This is a genomic window from Actinopolymorpha sp. B17G11 (assembly GCF_040196095.1).
Lineage (GTDB): Bacteria > Actinomycetota > Actinomycetes > Propionibacteriales > Actinopolymorphaceae > Thermasporomyces.
The window spans coordinates 16974-32301 of the sequence record NZ_JBEFTW010000055.1; the positions used below are offsets into that span (position 1 = coordinate 16974).

Sequence of the window (15328 nt, forward strand, 5' to 3'; positions counted from 1 at the left end):
CCCGCGGAGCGAACGAGAAGCCGACCGCGACCATGAACACGGAGCGGCTCGGCGCCGAGAGAGCGACGCCCGACCCGATTGGCTGAGGGCGCCCCTCACGCGAACAGGAAGTGGCGGAGCCGGCAGCACAGTCGGCGCGCGATAGTACACACTTGTCCGAGGTCCCTCGCCTTTCGGCGCGGGGAACCTCGGCCACGTTTCCGCACTTTCCGGGGTGAGCTCATGGGTGCCGCCATCATGCCGTTGGTGCTGGTCGTCTTCGTCCTCGTGCTCGGCCTGGGAGCCGCGGCCATCATCACTGCCGAACGCCTACGCCGCGAGAACGCCGCGCTGCGCGGGCTCGTCGACAGGTTGAAGGACATCGCCTGGGACCAGCGCGAGTTGGACCCCAACCTCAGCACCATCATCATCGACGAGATCCGTACCTATGAGAAGAAGGAGCTGCGTGGATGAGGAAGTCCGCGGTCCTGGCCCTGACCGTCGCGGCAACACTTGGCGCCGTCATCGCACTCAATGGATGCACCAGCATCAACACTCAGCCGGACGAAGCCGGACTCACCTATGACGCCGGTCCATTGTCCAACACAGAGTTCGAAAGTTGCGTCGGTCCCAGCACCCGTAACTGGGATGGACCACGCGACCTGCACTTCACCTACCCGTTTGGTCAACGTACGTACGACTTCAGTGGAACTGAGGGGTCGGACGGGCCGCCGATCAGCGTTGTCACGAACGACAATGTGACGATGACGGTGACTGGTGTCGCGACCTTCGCGCTCAACACCGACTGCAAGACGCTGCGACAGTTCCACGAACGGATCGGCATCAAGTTCCAGTCCTGGATGGAAGGTGGGCAGACCGCCGACGGTTGGCGCAACATGCTCAACGTCTATCTCAAGCAGCCGCTCGACAAGGCAATGGACGCGGTGTCGAAGAAGTACGGCTACAAGGAGCTCTACTCTGATCCCGCGGTCAAGGAGAAGTGGGAGGACGAGGTAGGCATGCTGGCCTCGGAGTTCATCAAGGATCAGGCCGGAGCCGACTTCTTCTGCCAGCCGTCGTACGCCGGCGCCGGCCCATGTGGCAACGCGGTCCTTACCCTGCAGGCACCGGTGCCTCCGGAGAACATCCGCTCGGCATTGACTGCCGAACAGGAGGCCGTCGCGCAGAACAACGCACAGAAGCAACGGAACGAGACCGTACGCACCGAACTGGAGTCGATCCGCGAACTCGTGAAGGTCCTCGGCCCGGATGCGTACGTGCTCTACAAGGCGGTCGAGGATGGCAAGGTCAGCGTCGTTCCGGTTCCGGCGGGGAGTGGAATCAACGTCACGCCTCGCAACTGATCCTCGACGCACGACCTCATGTGGATGAAGGGCACCCTCACACAGACCACCGCTGGGTGAGGGCGCCCCTCACGCGAATCTCTCGGATGAAGTGTCCCCTCATGCACGGTCCCATCAGATGAGGGTGCCCCTCATCCAAAGGGGCGGGGCTCCCCACGCACGCACCCCGCGGAGCCGATCAGCGTCATTCAACGGCGAGCGACGGAGGTGAACGGCTCGGGGCGGTGGACGCCGCGTGGCCGGTAGCCGAGCGCCTCACTCTCCCCGAGGTAGTCGGCGAGCAGCCAGACGATGGCGAGCCACATCTCCGTACCCTGCAGGCCGGCCGTGTGCCGAGCACCCGCGCCTGGCTCGAGCGCGAACGCGAACCCCTCGCCGTCGCGCCACCGGTTCAACGCCCGGTCGAGATGAACCCGCGCCCAGCGCTCGGCTTCGTTCCGCCGCGACGGGGTCTGCTTGGCCGCGAGCCACAGCGGATGGATCACGTCGAGGACGTTGCAGGCGTTGCCGCGACTCTCACCGAAGTACGCGGGGTCCCGGCTGTGCGCGAGGACCGTGTCGACGGCCTGCTCGGGATACGGCAACGGCAGGCCGAACTGTGCGTAGGTGCCGCGCGTCAACCGGTAGAAACCGTTGACGGGCTGCAGCCAGCGCTGGCCGCTGTCGGGGTTGCTCCACATCGCGTGGAACGGGTCGGCGTTCGCGAGGAGCCAGCCGAACAGCGACTCCACCGGACTGCGCAGGTCGAAGTCGACGAGGTTGCGACAGACCCCGGTGCCGAACGCATCCACCCACGCGCCCGCTCCCCAGCCACGGGTGTCCCATGGCAGGTTGTCGAGGCGTACGAGCAGGTCGGCCGGATCCATGTCGGCGACTGCCCGTACGGGATGGGCGAATCGGGTGCCCAACAGCTGCAATGCGTAACCCACACAGAGGATGTGGTACGCAGCGGCTCCACCGTCAAGGGAAGGTTGCGCGGCCTCGGAGTACTCCGGAACAAGCCCGGACTCGGCGTCCTGCAACGAACGCAGATGCGCGGCGATCCGGTCACCCGGCACCTGCGGAGGCGGAGATCCCTGCTCCAGAAGCAGATCGGCGATCTCGACGGCATCGCACCATGCCCTGACCGTGGGCGAGGCGTCCGGCCGGTCGAGGAACAGCCCGCCGAGCTCGGCGGCCACCTCGCCGGTACTCGCGCCCTCCTTGGCGTTGCCGCCGGCATCCGGATTCTCGTGCCAGCAGCGTGCGAGGACGTCCTGCGCCTGCGATCGCGCCTTGTCGGCAAAGGACTCCAACCGTGCGGCGAGCCCGCCAGCACCGGCCGTCGGCGCACGTCTGACCTCCCGGCGGTCGCGGATCATCCTCGCCGGGTTGCCGCCCACCATCGCCCAGTCAGGAACGTCCTTCGTCACCACGGCACCAGCACCGATGACCGCGTGGTCGCCGACGGTCACGCCATCGACCACCACGACGTGGGACCCGATCCAGACATCGTTGCCGATGACGATGCCCCTGGTCGTCGTCGGCTGCTTGCACACCGGCCGGTCAGGTGCCGTCCCATGGTTGAACCCGAGCAGCGACGTGTGGGCGCCGACGCGGACCTGGTCGCCCATGCGTACCTTCCCGCGCACCACCGCGTACGGGTTCAGCGTGCTCTGCGTACCCATCTCGAGATCGTCGACCAGCACGTACGTATGGGCTCCGAGATAGGAGCCGTCACCCAGCCGGAGGCGCTGCGGGAAGATCGCGGCGAGCGGCGAGACGAACACGTCGGTGCCGAAGGCGATGTCACCCCGACCGGCCAGCTCCTCCTGCCAGGCGAGTTGCGCCTTGCGTTCGTCGTCGTTCGCCGTACGCCAGAACGCCCATGGCGCGAAGTCGTAGTAGGCGTCGGGCATCGTCGAACCGTCGTCGCTCATCCGGATCCTCTCCCAAGCGGGTCAGATCCAGTGTGGGCGACGGTCTCACGCGCGACAACGCGCGCTTCACGAAGCGGACGGCACGTTCCGGCGCCCCGGGAACGCGTCGGCGAGGAACCCGGTGACCGCGGCGACGAACTCCGTCGGATCTTCCTTGTGTACGCCGTGGCCCACCGGGATCGAGACCATGCGTGCACCGGGGATGCGGTCGGCCACTGCCGCGATCGCGTCCTGGTCGAACGGGCTCGCCGGCCCACCGCCGATGACGAGCGTGGGTGACTTGATCGCTTCGAGCTGTTCCCACCACGCCGGCTCGGGGCTGTTGACCTGGCCGACAACGGCCGGCCGGACCGCCCAGTCGTAGGACAGTGGTCCGGGTGGGCGTTCCGGGACGGTGCGGCGGTGTGGAACCGGCGGTGGCGTCTCCTCCAGCACGAGCGCGGCGACCCGGCCGGGGTACTCCTGGGCGAGGAGGTACGCCGCGACGCCGCCCATCGAGTGCCCGACCAGGACGGCCCGCTCGAGGTCCAGTCGGTCCAGGAAGCCGAGCAGGTCGTCCTTCATCAGCTCGAACGCGTACTCGCCCGGCCACGTGGTCTCGCCGTGCCCGCGGAGGTCCGGGACGTACACCCGCCAGTGTGCGGAGAATGCAGGTAAGACGGAGTTCCACGATGATCCGTCAGAGGTGAGCCCGTGCAGCAGGACCATCGGTGGCGTGTCAGGGTCGCCGTCGACGCGATAGGCGATCCGCAGCGGTGAAACGTCGACCATGCGTTTTCGGGTCACGGGCAGACCGTATCAATCGAAATCGTCAGCATCGATGCGCGTATGTCTGTTCGCCGAGAACTGTTAAGCTCCGCCTGTTGCAGTCTGGCGACTTGCTGAAGGTCCTGCCGATGGATGCACGGAACGACGGACTCGTTGATGCCGATATCCAAGTCTTGCGTGCCGATATCCGGTTCATGCACTATGCCTCGATCGGGCCGGTTCACGAAGCTATTTCCCACTATTCCGACCAGGCGCTGGCTCGGCAACTTCAACGGATCGCCGAAATACGCACCATGAGCGACATCATGGGTATCAGGCTTGAGCAGGTGTACCGGGCGACGTCAGCCCCTTCTGGCGACATGATCGTGCGTTCGCGGAAGATCATCGAGCAGAGCCGGGACATGATCCGGCTTTCCTGCGCCGCTGGTGAGGACTCGGCCAAACGCATCGAACGATCCCGCGCACTTCTTTCCATGCGGCAGCGCGCATCCGCTGCCTGTGACAAAGGAGACCTACGGCGCACATGCGGTCCTATCGCGTCCTTGAGGTGTAGGACTCCGAGGGAGCTGCTTCAGAACTCGACCGAGTAGCTGACCTTGCTGCACAGGTGATCGCCGCGCCGAGCGCGATCGCGGCAACTGCGACGGCGGCGGTTCCCGACCAGCCAATCCAGGCCACCGCTGCGGCGCCAAAGGCGGTGCCCAGACTCCCGCCGACGAAGTAGACGATCATGTACGCGCTGTTGAAACGCGCCGGCGCTCGTGGGTCGATCGCCAGGACGGTGCTCTGATTGGCAACCTGGGCGGCAAACAGTCCGGCATCGAACAACGCCAGCCAGAGGACCATCAGTCCGGGGCTATCAGGGATGAAGCCCAGTGCCGCTGCGGCAATGCCGGCCAGCGTCAGGCCGACCAGAATCACTGTGCGTGCCCCGTGCCGATCGGTGAGTATCCCGGCAACCTGGGTTGCGATCATCCCGGTTAGCCCGGCGAGGGCATACAGGCCGATCCGTTCGGCCGAATAATGGTATGGCGGCCCCGACAACGTAACCGCCAAGCCTGCCCAAATTGCGCAGAACGCAAAGAACCATGCCGTCCCCCTGGCAGCGGCCAGTCGCAGGGATGCGAACCGCACCAACAAGCCCGGCATGGACCGAAGGGTTGCCAGGTAGCCGCTCTGCGTACCACCCGTGACCTTGGGCAGCACCAGCAATGCAGTTCCTGCGATCGAGAGACACGCGACGGCAAAGGTCAGTAGCATGCCGCGCCAGCCGACCGTATCGGCCAGCCAGCCACCAGCGATGCGGCCGGCCAAGATTCCCGCTGAGATCCCGGCCGTCACGATGCCGAGCACAGTCGCGCGGCGACCAGCGCTGGACAAGCGCCCGGCGACCGAGCTCAGGCCGGCGCCGACCGACGAGCACAGCCCGCTCATGAGGACGCACAAGCCCAACAGCCAACTGGTGGAGACAGCCGCCGTCGCGCCGATCGATACGCCCAATGCGACGAACTGCGCTGCCAGCACGAACCGAGGAGGGAACCTATCGACCAACGGGACCAGCAGGCCGAGTCCGACCAGGTAGCCAGCCGGTCCGCACGCCAATGCCACGCCGACTGCCGCCGTCGATGACCCCAGCGAGATCGCCACATCAGCAATCGCGGGCTGCAGTGGGTAGATCGCCGCCGTCCCCACAGCGGCAGCTATCGCCATGAACAGGACGACAGGGCCACGGAGGTCGCGGGCGGGGTCGGAATCGTCCCTGAATTCGGTTCTCACGCCAGTGACCCTAGGAATCATCGCCCACGACTGCTGGCGGAAATTGGACGACACCGTCCCCTCGGACGGCATTGTCAAAAGAACCGCTACGGTGTGCCGGTGTCGTTTTCGCCTGTCATTCAGGTGGCGAGCCGCCACACGATCGCCGGCCGGACAGGAGCTGCCACGCACGTCACGGGGATGGTCGCCTAGGCAGGTTCAGAGCGGGATGATCCTGGGCGGAACGGGCGCGGGCGCTCTGCTCGTGGATACTTGAGGTTCGGCTGGTTGTCGTTCCACCTGTGAAAGGGTCATGGACTTGCCCCAAGGTACCGATGGTTGCGGCGCTGTGGCTGGGCGCTGTGGTGCTGGTGATGACCCGCCCTCACCAGCCGCTGTGAGCCCCTCGTGTGCCCATGTTGAGGCGGTGCGGCCACTGTGATGGTTGTGCTGACCGTGCTGCTCGGCGTCTTGGTGGTCGGCGCGTTGACCGTGTTGACCGGGTACTTCGTAGCGCAAGAGTTCAGCTACATGACGGTGGACCGGTCCCGGCTGAAAGCGGCGGTCGCCGCCGGTGACCCCGGCGCGAAACGCGCGCTCGGCATCACCGGCCGCACTTCGTTCATGTTGTCCGGCGCGCAGCTGGGCATCACGGTGACCGGGCTGCTGGTCGGATATGTCGCCGAACCGTTGATCGGCGCCGGCCTCGGGAAGGCCCTGGGCGGGGTGGGGATTCCGCAGGCGGCCGGCGTGGCGGTCGGCACTGTCCTGGCGCTGGTGTTCTCCACGGTGGTGCAGATGGTGTTCGGGGAGTTGTTCCCCAAGAACCTGGCGATCGCCCGGCCGGAGCTCCTTGCCCGCGCGTTGGCCCGGTCCACCGCCTTGTATCTGGCCGGGTTCGGCTGGCTGATCTGGTTGTTCGATCAGGCCGCGAACCTCCTGCTGAGGTTGGTGAGGATCGAACCGGTGCACGACGTGGAACATGCCGCCACACCACGTGACCTCGAACACATCATCGCCGAATCCCGTACCGCCGGCGATCTGCCCGCAGACCTGTCCGCGTTACTGGATCGGGTGCTCCGTTTCCACGACAGCACCGCCGAGCACGCGATGATCCCGCGGCCGTACGTCACCGCGATCGCCGGCACCGAACCGGTTCGCCGGGTGCTGGAGGTGATGGCCGCCGGCCACTCCCGTCTTCCGGTGGTGGGCGAGTCGATCGACGAGGTGATCGGCGTCCTCAGCCTGCACGATGTTCTGGCCGCAGACGAGTCCCAGGATCTGGGCACCGTGCCGGTACGTGATCTGGCCCGCCCGGCGGTGTTGGTGCCGTCTACGAGCCCATTGCCCAATGTCCTGGCCCGGCTGAACGAGGCGGGTGAACAACTCGCCTGCGTGATGGACGAGTACGGCGGCCTCGCCGGTGTGATCACCATCGAGGACGTTGCCGAGGAACTGGTCGGTGAGATCGTCGACGAGCACGACCCGGTCGGTGAGGACCAGGTGCACGCCGACGGCAACGGCGACCTGACGGTGCCAGGAACGCTGCACATCGACGAAGCCGAACGGGTCCTCGGCCACGACCTGCCGGCCGGTGACTACCAGACGATCAGCGGGCTGATCATCACCCAACTGCACCGACTCCCCGAACCCGGCGACGCCATCACCCTTCAGCTGGCTGCCAGCCCCGATGACGACCACCCGGCCCCGCGGCTGACCTTGATCGTCCTCACCGTAGACCGCCACGTGCCCCAGACCGTGCAACTCCACTTGACCGACACCACCAGGAACCCCCGCCTTGGCCAACACGGCGGCGCCGCCGCGGAGGTCTCCACGTGACCGGGATGAGCACCTGGACCGCCCTGCTGATCTCCGCAGGCATCATCGCCTTCAGCGCGTTCTTCGTCGCCGCCGAGTTCGCCCTGGTCGCCGCCCGCCGGAACCGGCTCGCCGAAGCCGCTGCCACCAGCGCCTCGGCCCGCGCGGCGCTGAAGAGCGCCCAGGAACTGTCGCTGCTGCTGGCCGGATCCCAACTCGGCATCACCCTGTGCACCCTGGCCCTGGGCGCGATCGCCAAACCCGCTGTCCACCACGTGATGACCCCGACCCTGGAAGCCTGGGGGCTGCCGGAAGCCACGGCCGATGTGGCAGCTTTCATCCTGTCGTTGATCGTGGTGACGTTCATACACCTGGTCGTCGGTGAAATGGCACCGAAGTCCTGGGCGATCTCCCACCCGGAAAGGTCCGCCACCCTGCTGGCGCTGCCGATGCGGGCCTTCATGTGGTTCACCCGCCCGCTGCTGGTCACCCTCAACCAGTTGGCGAACTGGTGCCTGCACAGGGTCGGCGTCGAACCGGTCGACGAACTAGCCACCGCCCGCACCGCCGACGACCTGCGGCAGCTGGTCCAGCACTCCGCCAAAGCCGGTGCCCTTGACACCAAACGCCACGACCAGCTCATGATCGCCCTGGACCTGCACAGCCGTCCGATCCGTGACATCGTGCGCCCGGCCGCGCAGATGGCCCACATCGACGCGGCCGCCACCATCGAACAGATCAAAACAGCCGCACGCAGCAGCGGGCACTCCAGACTCGTCGTCCGCCAGGACGGTCTGCCGGTCGGGATGGTCCACGTCCGCGACACGCTCACCGCACCCACCGACGTCACCGCCGCTGAGCTGATGCGACCAGTGGCCACTCTGACCGCCGACACCCCGATCTACACCGCGATGAGTGCGATGCGCGACAACCGCAACCACCTCGCCTTGGTTCACGACGACCAACAACTCCTGGGGATCCTCACCCTGCAAGATCTCCTCAACCAACTCCTCACCACCCCACCAACGACGACCGCGGCGACGATTGCCGGCATACGGACTTCTGCACACGGATAGTTGACCCCGGTTTTATGGGAACTGGCGTGCGTAGACCACCGTGCGCCCGGGGAGAAGGGTCATCACAATCGGAGATGGTCACCGCCGCGGAGGAGACGGCCATGAAGCTGAAGCGATGGGAGATCCTGCTGCAGTACAGGGATCACCCCGACAACGCGGAGCCCGACTACGAGCAGCCGTACACGAACCAGTACCTCACTCGCCGTGGCGCTGAACACCGGGCGGCGCAATGGCGACTCGACAAGAAGTTCGGATTGACCTGCGTAGTGCGAAGACGCCCGTGACTGTCGGGCGGTGGGTGCTCTGGGAGGGTGGGGCGAGGCGATGCGGCGACCCGGTGGAGAACGTTGCCCCGAGCAGGAACGCTCGTGCTCGAGGAGGTGTCGAGCGAGGAGGCCGAGGCGCATCAAGTGCTCGGCTGGGCGGCCGCATCGCCAGCCCCGTGAGATGCCTGATCCCGAGTCCGGGTGGGTGACCACCTCCTTCCGTACAGTCCTTCCCGCTGCATGACGTCCATGCCGTGTTGCTGTCCGCTTGCCTGCATGTTTGAGGGCCCGTTGGCGGAGGGCCGCGTTGGCGAGCCCACCTGGTTCCACGTGCCCTTGCGCTAGCCGGGTTGAGCACCCGCGCCTCAGGCTGATGTCCGTCCGGCTGCGGCTCGCGCGGACGGGCAGGGGCCCGCTTCGGACGGGGCGGCCATTGTGGTGGGCTTTCCCAGCATGCGGCGACGATGGCGTCGAACTCGGTGCGTACCAGGTCTTCGTCCGCATACACGAGGTCGACAAACGCGCGGGCCTCGTCAACCGGGACGTCGTGTATTCCAGCCATCAGTCGCTCACCAGCCCCTGACAGACCGCAGAGTGTGCTCAGGCCTTGATCTGTTTCTGCCCCGAATCGGTGTTCGCGATGGCGATCTTGCGGGGCTTGGCCCGCTCGGCGACCGGGATCGTCAACGTCAGGACGCCGGCGTTGTAACTGGCCTCGATCCGGTCCGCGTCCAACGTGTCGCCGAGGAACAACTGGCGGGAGAACACGCCGAGCGGGCGTTCGGCGACCTGCATCTCCACGCTCTCGGGCACCTCCGGCGGCCGCCGCTCGGCCTTCACCGTGAGCACGTTCCGCTCGACATCGAGTTCGATCGCATCCGGCGCGACGCCGGGCAGGTCGAACGCGACGACGAACTGGTCACCTGTCCGGTAGGCGTCCATCGGCATCGGGTTCGGCCGGGACCACGTGCCCGGGCTCGAACCGCCGAAGAACTGTTGGGTGATGCGGTCAAGTTCGCGGAATGGGTCAGTGCGCATCAACATCGTCCGTACACCTCCTGATCGTCGACTGGGACGTGGCCGTCAATGCACAGTCCTCTTGTACCATGTCATCCAATCGATGACAAGAACTCAGTCATCTAACCGATGACGTCGGAGGTGGGGAGTGGCCAGCCGATCACGCCAGGCACGAGCCCGTACAAGCCCGGCTGATCCAGACAACCGTCCGACGCCAACAACGCCATTGGCGGCGACGCCGGAAGAGGTGGTCGCACACTTGGCGGACACGATGAGCCGCATCTCAGCAAAGCCGGCAACGCGCGCGCGCCGATCGCCGCGAGCGCATGGCGCACCACACCAGTCGCGATCCGATACCGACCGGAACGTGGCTGCGTCCGGAGTGGATGGACCGCACCTGCTGGCGGCACTTGCGTCCCTGCGACAACTGCGCGAGGAACTGGCCGGATGGGAACCGACCCTGATGCGCGCCGCCCGCGACCGCGGCCTCACCTGGGCGGAGATCGCCCCAGCCCTCGGACTAGCCAGTCGCCAAGCCGCGGAGCGCCGCTACCTCAGACTCAACCCGCGGGCGGGGGAGACACCAGCATCCACCCGCGAGCAGCGCGTCCAGGCGACCAGACACCAACGCGCCGGTGACAGAGCCGTCGCCGACTGGGCACGCAACAACGCCGCCGACCTGCGTCAACTCGCGGGACAGATCACTGCACTCACAACCCTGAAACCCGCCACCAAAAACAAGATCAAACCCATCCGGGCCGCGCTCGGCAGCAACGACGCAGCCGACCTGATCGGTCCCCTTTCCCGGGCTGGACCCGCGCTTCGCCCCACCCACCCGCAACTCGCCGACCAGATCGCCGACCTCGACCACACCTCCGCCCGCATCCGTAGCGCCGATGGCGGCCGAGGCACCACAGCACAGCCGACCGATGAGTAGCTCGGACAGAAAGCCAGGACGGCTCGGGGACTGCAGCGCCGGATCGGCGCAGATGAGACGGAAACTGAGACTGAGGGCCGCCGGCCGGACCCTGGTCGGGTATCGGCACGGCGCCCACTCGGTGCGTTTCGGCTGGTAGGGGCGGAGGCGGCGGGATTCGAACCCGCGAGAGGGTTGAGCCGTCAACCCGCTTAGCAGGTGTGCGGGGCGGCGTTCATGTGCGATCGCCCACGCCCTCTTGGGCGTGTAGCGGCGTCCGGAGACCCTCCGCGCACAGTCCTGAACGGCGGCGAATGAGACAGAAATTGAGACTGGAGGAGAGCCTGCGCGCATCCGGGTGAGAATCGCCGGAGCGGCAGATCTGGTGCTGGCTCCAAGTTTCGTTTTCAGCACCGCCCGGCGCCGCGCACGTTGCCGGCATGAGTCCGCCGCGGCAGGCCGTCGAGATCGTCGACGAAAACGAACGCCAGCCGTCGCCCGGTGGACTCCACCACCCCCTCAGCCACGAGGCTCGCCGAGTCGATCGCGTCGGACACTGAGGTCGTACGACCTCGTGACCATGCACGTCGGCCGCCTTTGCATATGCTCCCCGCGCCATCGGCCTCCCGGCGCGTCACCGATGTTTCCGATGGAGGAACGTTGGGCCGCCTGGGTAATGGGCGACCGTTCCCAGGCGGCCCAAGGACCAGACCAACCAGGAAGAGGCCGGGACATGGTCTGGTAGGAAGCCTCTCAACATCCTCGCCGGCTACCGAGTTGTGGGCGATGCGTTTCCAAACTGGCTGGAGATCTGGATCCGAACCGCCACGGGTGCCAGCCGTCGGTCGCGTCGCTCCGGATCCGAACTCGCTTATCCACCATTTGTCCGCCTATGTGGTGGCCCAAACCTTTGCTGGGCGGACCTTGGCGGCTGCGGTCGCCCATGGGCAGTGCGGGGCAGGGACACACGGTCCTTTCGAGGGACTCCCAGCAGTTGCCAGCATCTCGCCGCTTCTCGAGGATCGAGCAAACTCGTCACCGAGCTTGGAGGGGAGGGGCGGCTCCTGCACGAGCGGACGGTCCGTGGCAGCAGCTCCTTCGCTGTTGTCCTGGTCGCTGGGGGTTTGCTGAGTGAGGTCTGCCCAGATTCGTTTTCCGCCGGTCTCGTCGGCCTCGACTCCCCACCGGGTGCTTAGTTGACCGATGATGACCAGTCCTCGTCCGTGTTCGGCGTGGCTGGTCAGTTCTCGTCTGGCTGGGGGGTCGAGCGAGCTGTCGGAGACGGCGATGTGAAGGTTGCCATCTTGGTCCGCGCGGATGAGTAGGTGCACGGAATCTCCACTGTCGCTGGCGTGGAGGACGGCGTTGGTGACCAGTTCGCTGATGACAACTCGGGCGTCCTCGGCCAGTGCGCCGAGGTGGGATTGGTCCCAGACCAGCAGGAGTTCTTCGAGTAGCCGCCGGGCAGCCCTCGGTGCGGTGTCGGTGGGTGGAAGGTTTGCTTGTGCCCACCAGGTGGCGTCCGACACGCGGATCGACCTCCCTGACATGGGGTCACGTTGTCCCCGTTGGTTACTGGCCAGTTGTGTTACTACCCGGCCAGTTCCCGGTTGGGGTCTCTCCCCTAACGCAAGTGTCCGGTCGGGGACGACCATTGCTGCTCGGACGCGTCACCGGCGGCGGGTTCGGGAGAGCTGTTCGCGAAGGTGGTCGTTCTCGCTGCGGAGCTGTTGGAGCTGATCTTCGAGGTGGAGGACGACGGCGATACCGGGCTGGTTGAGACCGCGGCTGGCGAGCCGGGAGATGTGACGTAGCCGGGCGAGGTCGTTGTTGCTGTAGCGGCGGGTTCCGCCCGCGGAGCGAGGTGGCTTGAGCAGGCCGGCGCGTTCCCATCGGCGGAGTTGTTGGCTGTCGATGCCGGTCAGATCGGTGACAACCGAGATCGGATACAGCCCTTGATCTCCGCGAGGAGAGACGTCCTCACCTGTGGGAACGTGGTTCGTGCTGCCTGCTGGTGGCTCGTCGGCGGACATGAGACGTTCTCCTGCCTGACGGGTTTGCTGCGGCCTTAGCGATCAATCTCTGATGCTTGACACAAAAGATATCTGGTACTAGACAGATAGATCTAGTTGAGCCGTTGAGGCTCAACTAGCGCGTCGATCGCCAGTCTCGGAGTCATCGAGAACCTGGACGAGGAGGTGGTGGCGATGTTGATGCGAACGGACCCGTCCGAGGTGGACAGATGGACCCGGCAGCCGCTCAGGGCGGCTCGACCGGCGGCGATGCCGCTAGACACCTACCGCAAGCATGAAGCGGATGGGGCGGAGTTGACCGCGGCAGGCCGGCTGCGGGGGTGTCTGCACCCGCTGGTCGCCTCGCGGCGACAGCCGCCACATTGAGAACTCTCCAGGCCGATTACCAGCTGGTGCTGTCGAGTTCCTGACTCCACTACCATCCCCTCCGGCCGCTGCGCACCCCCCCTGGGCGGCGGCCTTCGGCGGGGCCGGGGCGCCCTGAGGCAGTGTCGCCCCGCCCCGGCCCCGCCGGCCCTCTCCCTGCATGGGAACCAGTCAGCCAACAGCACCCTCAGGAATGTCGCGACAGGACACGTTGACCTGCGCACACGACCCCTGAGGCCCCCCGGCCACCAAGCAGCCACAGTCGAATGCTGCGGCCCCGTAATGAGGGAGTACACGATGAGCGTTCCTGCGACGTTGCGCCGCCGCATCCAAGGTGTCACTGCTGCGGCACAGACCATCGGCCACCGCCTAAAGCGCAAGGCGAAACCCGCCCCGCTGATCCCGAAGGACGGGCGCCGCCCGATCGCTGCCGCTAAGGACCTGCTCGGCCGTTTCAAGACACGGCCGAAGAAGCCTCGTGGGCCGGTTGCCAAGGCTCAGCTGGTCTTTGTTCGTATCAAGCGCTGGTGCGCGCAACAGGGCACACCACGCCGCCGGAACTAGTCGAGCACGCGTCGCGCGATCCGTTCGGCAGCAGCTACGGATGACGGAGGTGAGGGCAAATGTCAGAGCTGTGGGTGCGTACCAGCCACCGTGAAGGTCGAACCATCGTCAGTGTGTTCGGTCCGATCACTCGGCACACCACACCAACACTGCATCAACACCTCCGACGAATCCTCGCCGGCCCTACCGCAGGCGAGATCGATATCGACCTCAGCAGCTGCATCCACACCGATGTGGACGGTCTGCTCGCCCTCGACATCATCGGCAAGACGGCACGCCGCTACGGCCGGAAACTGGCGTATGTGGCGGTCCCACCGCTGATCGAGCTCATGGTCGGCCGTTACCACCTGGATCTCCCCCTCGCCCCGGACAGTCCCAACACCGATTACACCGACGGCACCGCCTCCACCATGGCGGCCACCGGCGATGAACAACCCACAACCAGCCAGTCACGCCACGGGCCATAGCCAAGCACCGCACCGTCCCCCCGCGACGACACCGTTCCCGCCACGACAGCCTCAGAAGGCGATGAAGCCATGCAGCGTAGACGAACAGGCCGAGACAGCTCACCCATGCGGCGTCTGGTTCGAGGCGTGGTCGCGGCCTGGCTGCTGGTGCTGGCGCTGGTCCAGGTAGTGGGACTGGTGCTGGTGTGGTGGATCTTCATCCGGACACCGCACGGCCAGGTCCTCGACGCCAGTGTGCTGCGCGCGGCCGGCATCGGCCGTTCCCAGGTCGCCGATCTGGTCGACACCCTGCTTGATGCGGTATCGCTGGCGTCCTTGATCGCCGCGACCATCGCGATCGGGTTCATCGCCGTTACCCGTCGCCGCTACCGGCTTGCCGTGGTCGCCACCCTGCTGATCGTCGGCGCCACTGCCACCAGCCGGGTGTTGAAGAACATCGTGATCGACCGGCCGGACCTCGGCATCGCGGGCACCAACATCGGCGCACCCAACAGCCTGCCCAGCGGTCACATGACCGTCGCCGCAGCTGTGACCGTCGCCGCGGTTCTGGTCGTCCCACCCCGACTGTGCAGCCTGACCGCTGTGGTCGGCACCATCTACACCGCGCTCACCGGGATCGCCACCCTGTCAGCCGGCTGGCACCGACCCAGCGATGCCCTCGCCGCCCTCCTCGTCGTCGGCGTCTGGGCCTCGGCAGGCGGCCACTTCCTAGTCCGCGCACAACGACACGAACCCGTCCAGGAACCCGCCCGACCGCACCACCACACCGTCGCCATCCTGGCCCTGGTCGGAGGGGCTTTGCTGGCCGCCACCGTCCTCACCATCGGACTGGTGGACCACGCAGAGCTCACCCCACCCGTCGAACTCAGCACACCACGGCTCATCGGCGCCTATCTAGTGTCCTCCGCCTGAAATTCGTCGGGTAAGTGTAGGTTTGGTGGATGGCGAGGACTGGGCGGCCGAAGGCTGAGCTTGTGTTGAGCGATGAGGAGTGCCAGACGTTGACGCGGTGGTCGCGTC

At 66.3% G+C, this 15328-nt stretch carries 16 protein-coding genes and 1 pseudogene; 10 read left to right on the top strand and 7 right to left on the bottom strand.

The genetic code is table 11. The annotated features are described in order from the left end of the window. The first annotated feature begins 222 nt into the window (after window positions 1-222). Together ABN028_RS32855 and ABN028_RS32860 are read left to right on the top strand one after the other, a co-directional pair. Window positions 223-453 carry a hypothetical protein gene (locus ABN028_RS32855; protein WP_349331227.1) on the top strand — a complete coding sequence of 77 codons (231 nt, stop codon included), beginning with the start codon at window positions 223-225 and terminating at the stop codon, window positions 451-453. Further along, window positions 450-1343: an SPFH domain-containing protein gene (locus tag ABN028_RS32860; RefSeq protein WP_349699311.1), complete on the top strand. Its 894-nt coding sequence runs from the start codon at window positions 450-452 to the stop codon at window positions 1341-1343. Before ABN028_RS32855 ends, ABN028_RS32860 begins: the two co-directional genes overlap by 4 nt. Window positions 1344-2689: 1346 nt before the next feature. On the opposite strand, the pseudogene ABN028_RS35585 reads toward ABN028_RS32860, so the two are convergent. Both ABN028_RS35585 and ABN028_RS32870 read right to left on the bottom strand, forming a co-directional pair. After that, window positions 2690-2848, bottom strand: a pseudogene (locus ABN028_RS35585) (DapH/DapD/GlmU-related protein); the annotation flags it as partial. 480 nt (window positions 2849-3328) lie between these two features. Next, on the bottom strand, window positions 3329-4048 hold the full coding sequence (locus ABN028_RS32870; RefSeq protein WP_349331224.1) for an alpha/beta fold hydrolase: 720 nt from the start codon (window positions 4046-4048) through the stop codon (window positions 3329-3331). Between the two features lie 77 nt (window positions 4049-4125). On the opposite strand from ABN028_RS32870, the gene ABN028_RS32875 reads away from it, so the two are divergent. Continuing rightward, a complete protein-coding gene (locus ABN028_RS32875) occupies window positions 4126-4620 on the top strand; it encodes a hypothetical protein (RefSeq protein WP_349699313.1) in 495 nt (164 codons plus the stop codon). Here ABN028_RS32875 and ABN028_RS32880 read toward each other — a convergent pair. Beyond that, window positions 4562-5806 (bottom strand): MFS transporter, encoded by a 1245-nt coding sequence (locus tag ABN028_RS32880; protein WP_349699314.1) that lies wholly within the window; start codon window positions 5804-5806, stop codon window positions 4562-4564. The two genes, ABN028_RS32875 and ABN028_RS32880, sit on opposite strands and share 59 nt — an antisense overlap. A gap of 420 nt (window positions 5807-6226) precedes the next feature. Between ABN028_RS32880 and ABN028_RS32885 the strand changes: the two genes are divergently transcribed. From ABN028_RS32885 to ABN028_RS32895, 3 genes are all read left to right on the top strand, one after another. Then, window positions 6227-7624, top strand: a complete 1398-nt coding sequence (locus ABN028_RS32885) for a hemolysin family protein (protein WP_349331220.1) — start codon at window positions 6227-6229, stop codon at window positions 7622-7624. Window positions 7625-7629: 5 nt separating this feature from the next. Further along, the gene (locus tag ABN028_RS32890; RefSeq protein ID WP_349699315.1) at window positions 7630-8679 is read left to right on the top strand and encodes a hemolysin family protein; all 1050 of its coding nucleotides are present in this window, start codon (window positions 7630-7632) and stop codon (window positions 8677-8679) included. Window positions 8680-8780: 101 nt separating this feature from the next. After that, window positions 8781-8963, top strand: a complete 183-nt coding sequence (locus ABN028_RS32895; protein ID WP_349699316.1) for a hypothetical protein — start codon at window positions 8781-8783, stop codon at window positions 8961-8963. A gap of 582 nt (window positions 8964-9545) precedes the next feature. Here the strand turns inward: ABN028_RS32895 and ABN028_RS32900 are convergent. Further along, window positions 9546-9983 carry an Hsp20/alpha crystallin family protein gene (locus ABN028_RS32900; RefSeq protein ID WP_502877637.1) on the bottom strand — a complete coding sequence of 146 codons (438 nt, stop codon included), beginning with the start codon at window positions 9981-9983 and terminating at the stop codon, window positions 9546-9548. A gap of 346 nt (window positions 9984-10329) precedes the next feature. Between ABN028_RS32900 and ABN028_RS32905 the strand changes: the two genes are divergently transcribed. After that, a complete protein-coding gene (locus ABN028_RS32905) occupies window positions 10330-10899 on the top strand; it encodes a hypothetical protein (protein WP_349699317.1) in 570 nt (189 codons plus the stop codon). A 386-nt stretch (window positions 10900-11285) separates the two neighbouring features. Here ABN028_RS32905 and ABN028_RS32910 read toward each other — a convergent pair whose 3' ends face one another. From ABN028_RS32910 to ABN028_RS32915, 3 genes are all read right to left on the bottom strand, one after another. Beyond that, entirely contained in the window at window positions 11286-11435 is a 150-nt protein-coding gene (locus ABN028_RS32910; RefSeq protein ID WP_349699318.1) for a hypothetical protein, read from the bottom strand. 333 nt (window positions 11436-11768) lie between these two features. Further along, window positions 11769-12533, bottom strand: a complete 765-nt coding sequence (locus tag ABN028_RS35590) for an ATP-binding protein (protein WP_502879235.1) — start codon at window positions 12531-12533, stop codon at window positions 11769-11771. A gap of 15 nt (window positions 12534-12548) precedes the next feature. Next, on the bottom strand, window positions 12549-12911 hold the full coding sequence (locus tag ABN028_RS32915; protein WP_349331215.1) for a MerR family transcriptional regulator: 363 nt from the start codon (window positions 12909-12911) through the stop codon (window positions 12549-12551). A gap of 663 nt (window positions 12912-13574) precedes the next feature. Here ABN028_RS32915 and ABN028_RS32920 point away from each other — a divergent pair. The 3 genes from ABN028_RS32920 to ABN028_RS32930 all read left to right on the top strand — a co-directional run bounded on the left by ABN028_RS32920 (window position 13575) and on the right by ABN028_RS32930 (window position 15220). Continuing rightward, on the top strand, window positions 13575-13841 hold the full coding sequence (locus ABN028_RS32920) for a hypothetical protein (protein WP_349699319.1): 267 nt from the start codon (window positions 13575-13577) through the stop codon (window positions 13839-13841). 59 nt (window positions 13842-13900) lie between these two features. After that, window positions 13901-14308: an STAS domain-containing protein gene (locus ABN028_RS32925; RefSeq protein ID WP_349331008.1), complete on the top strand. Its 408-nt coding sequence runs from the start codon at window positions 13901-13903 to the stop codon at window positions 14306-14308. 105 nt (window positions 14309-14413) lie between these two features. Then, on the top strand, window positions 14414-15220 hold the full coding sequence (locus tag ABN028_RS32930) for a phosphatase PAP2 family protein (protein ID WP_349699320.1): 807 nt from the start codon (window positions 14414-14416) through the stop codon (window positions 15218-15220). Window positions 15221-15328: the final 108 nt, after the last annotated feature.

Excerpts from the sequence above, each read along its gene's own strand:
- ABN028_RS32900 (WP_502877637.1), bottom strand. The coding sequence starts at position 9,983 with ATGCGCACTGACCCATTCCGCGAACTTGACCGCATCACCCAACAGTTC.
- ABN028_RS32930 (WP_349699320.1), top strand. The coding sequence starts at position 14,414 with ATGCGGCGTCTGGTTCGAGGCGTGGTCGCGGCCTGGCTGCTGGTGCTG.
- ABN028_RS32925 (WP_349331008.1), top strand. The coding sequence starts at position 13,901 with ATGTCAGAGCTGTGGGTGCGTACCAGCCACCGTGAAGGTCGAACCATC.
- ABN028_RS32860 (WP_349699311.1), top strand. The coding sequence starts at position 450 with ATGAGGAAGTCCGCGGTCCTGGCCCTGACCGTCGCGGCAACACTTGGC.
- ABN028_RS32855 (WP_349331227.1), top strand. The coding sequence starts at position 223 with ATGGGTGCCGCCATCATGCCGTTGGTGCTGGTCGTCTTCGTCCTCGTG.
- ABN028_RS32915 (WP_349331215.1), bottom strand. The coding sequence starts at position 12,911 with ATGTCCGCCGACGAGCCACCAGCAGGCAGCACGAACCACGTTCCCACA.
- ABN028_RS32920 (WP_349699319.1), top strand. The coding sequence starts at position 13,575 with ATGAGCGTTCCTGCGACGTTGCGCCGCCGCATCCAAGGTGTCACTGCT.
- ABN028_RS32885 (WP_349331220.1), top strand. The coding sequence starts at position 6,227 with ATGGTTGTGCTGACCGTGCTGCTCGGCGTCTTGGTGGTCGGCGCGTTG.
- ABN028_RS35590 (WP_502879235.1), bottom strand. The coding sequence starts at position 12,533 with ATGGTCGTCCCCGACCGGACACTTGCGTTAGGGGAGAGACCCCAACCG.
- ABN028_RS32895 (WP_349699316.1), top strand. The coding sequence starts at position 8,781 with ATGAAGCTGAAGCGATGGGAGATCCTGCTGCAGTACAGGGATCACCCC.
- ABN028_RS32890 (WP_349699315.1), top strand. The coding sequence starts at position 7,630 with ATGAGCACCTGGACCGCCCTGCTGATCTCCGCAGGCATCATCGCCTTC.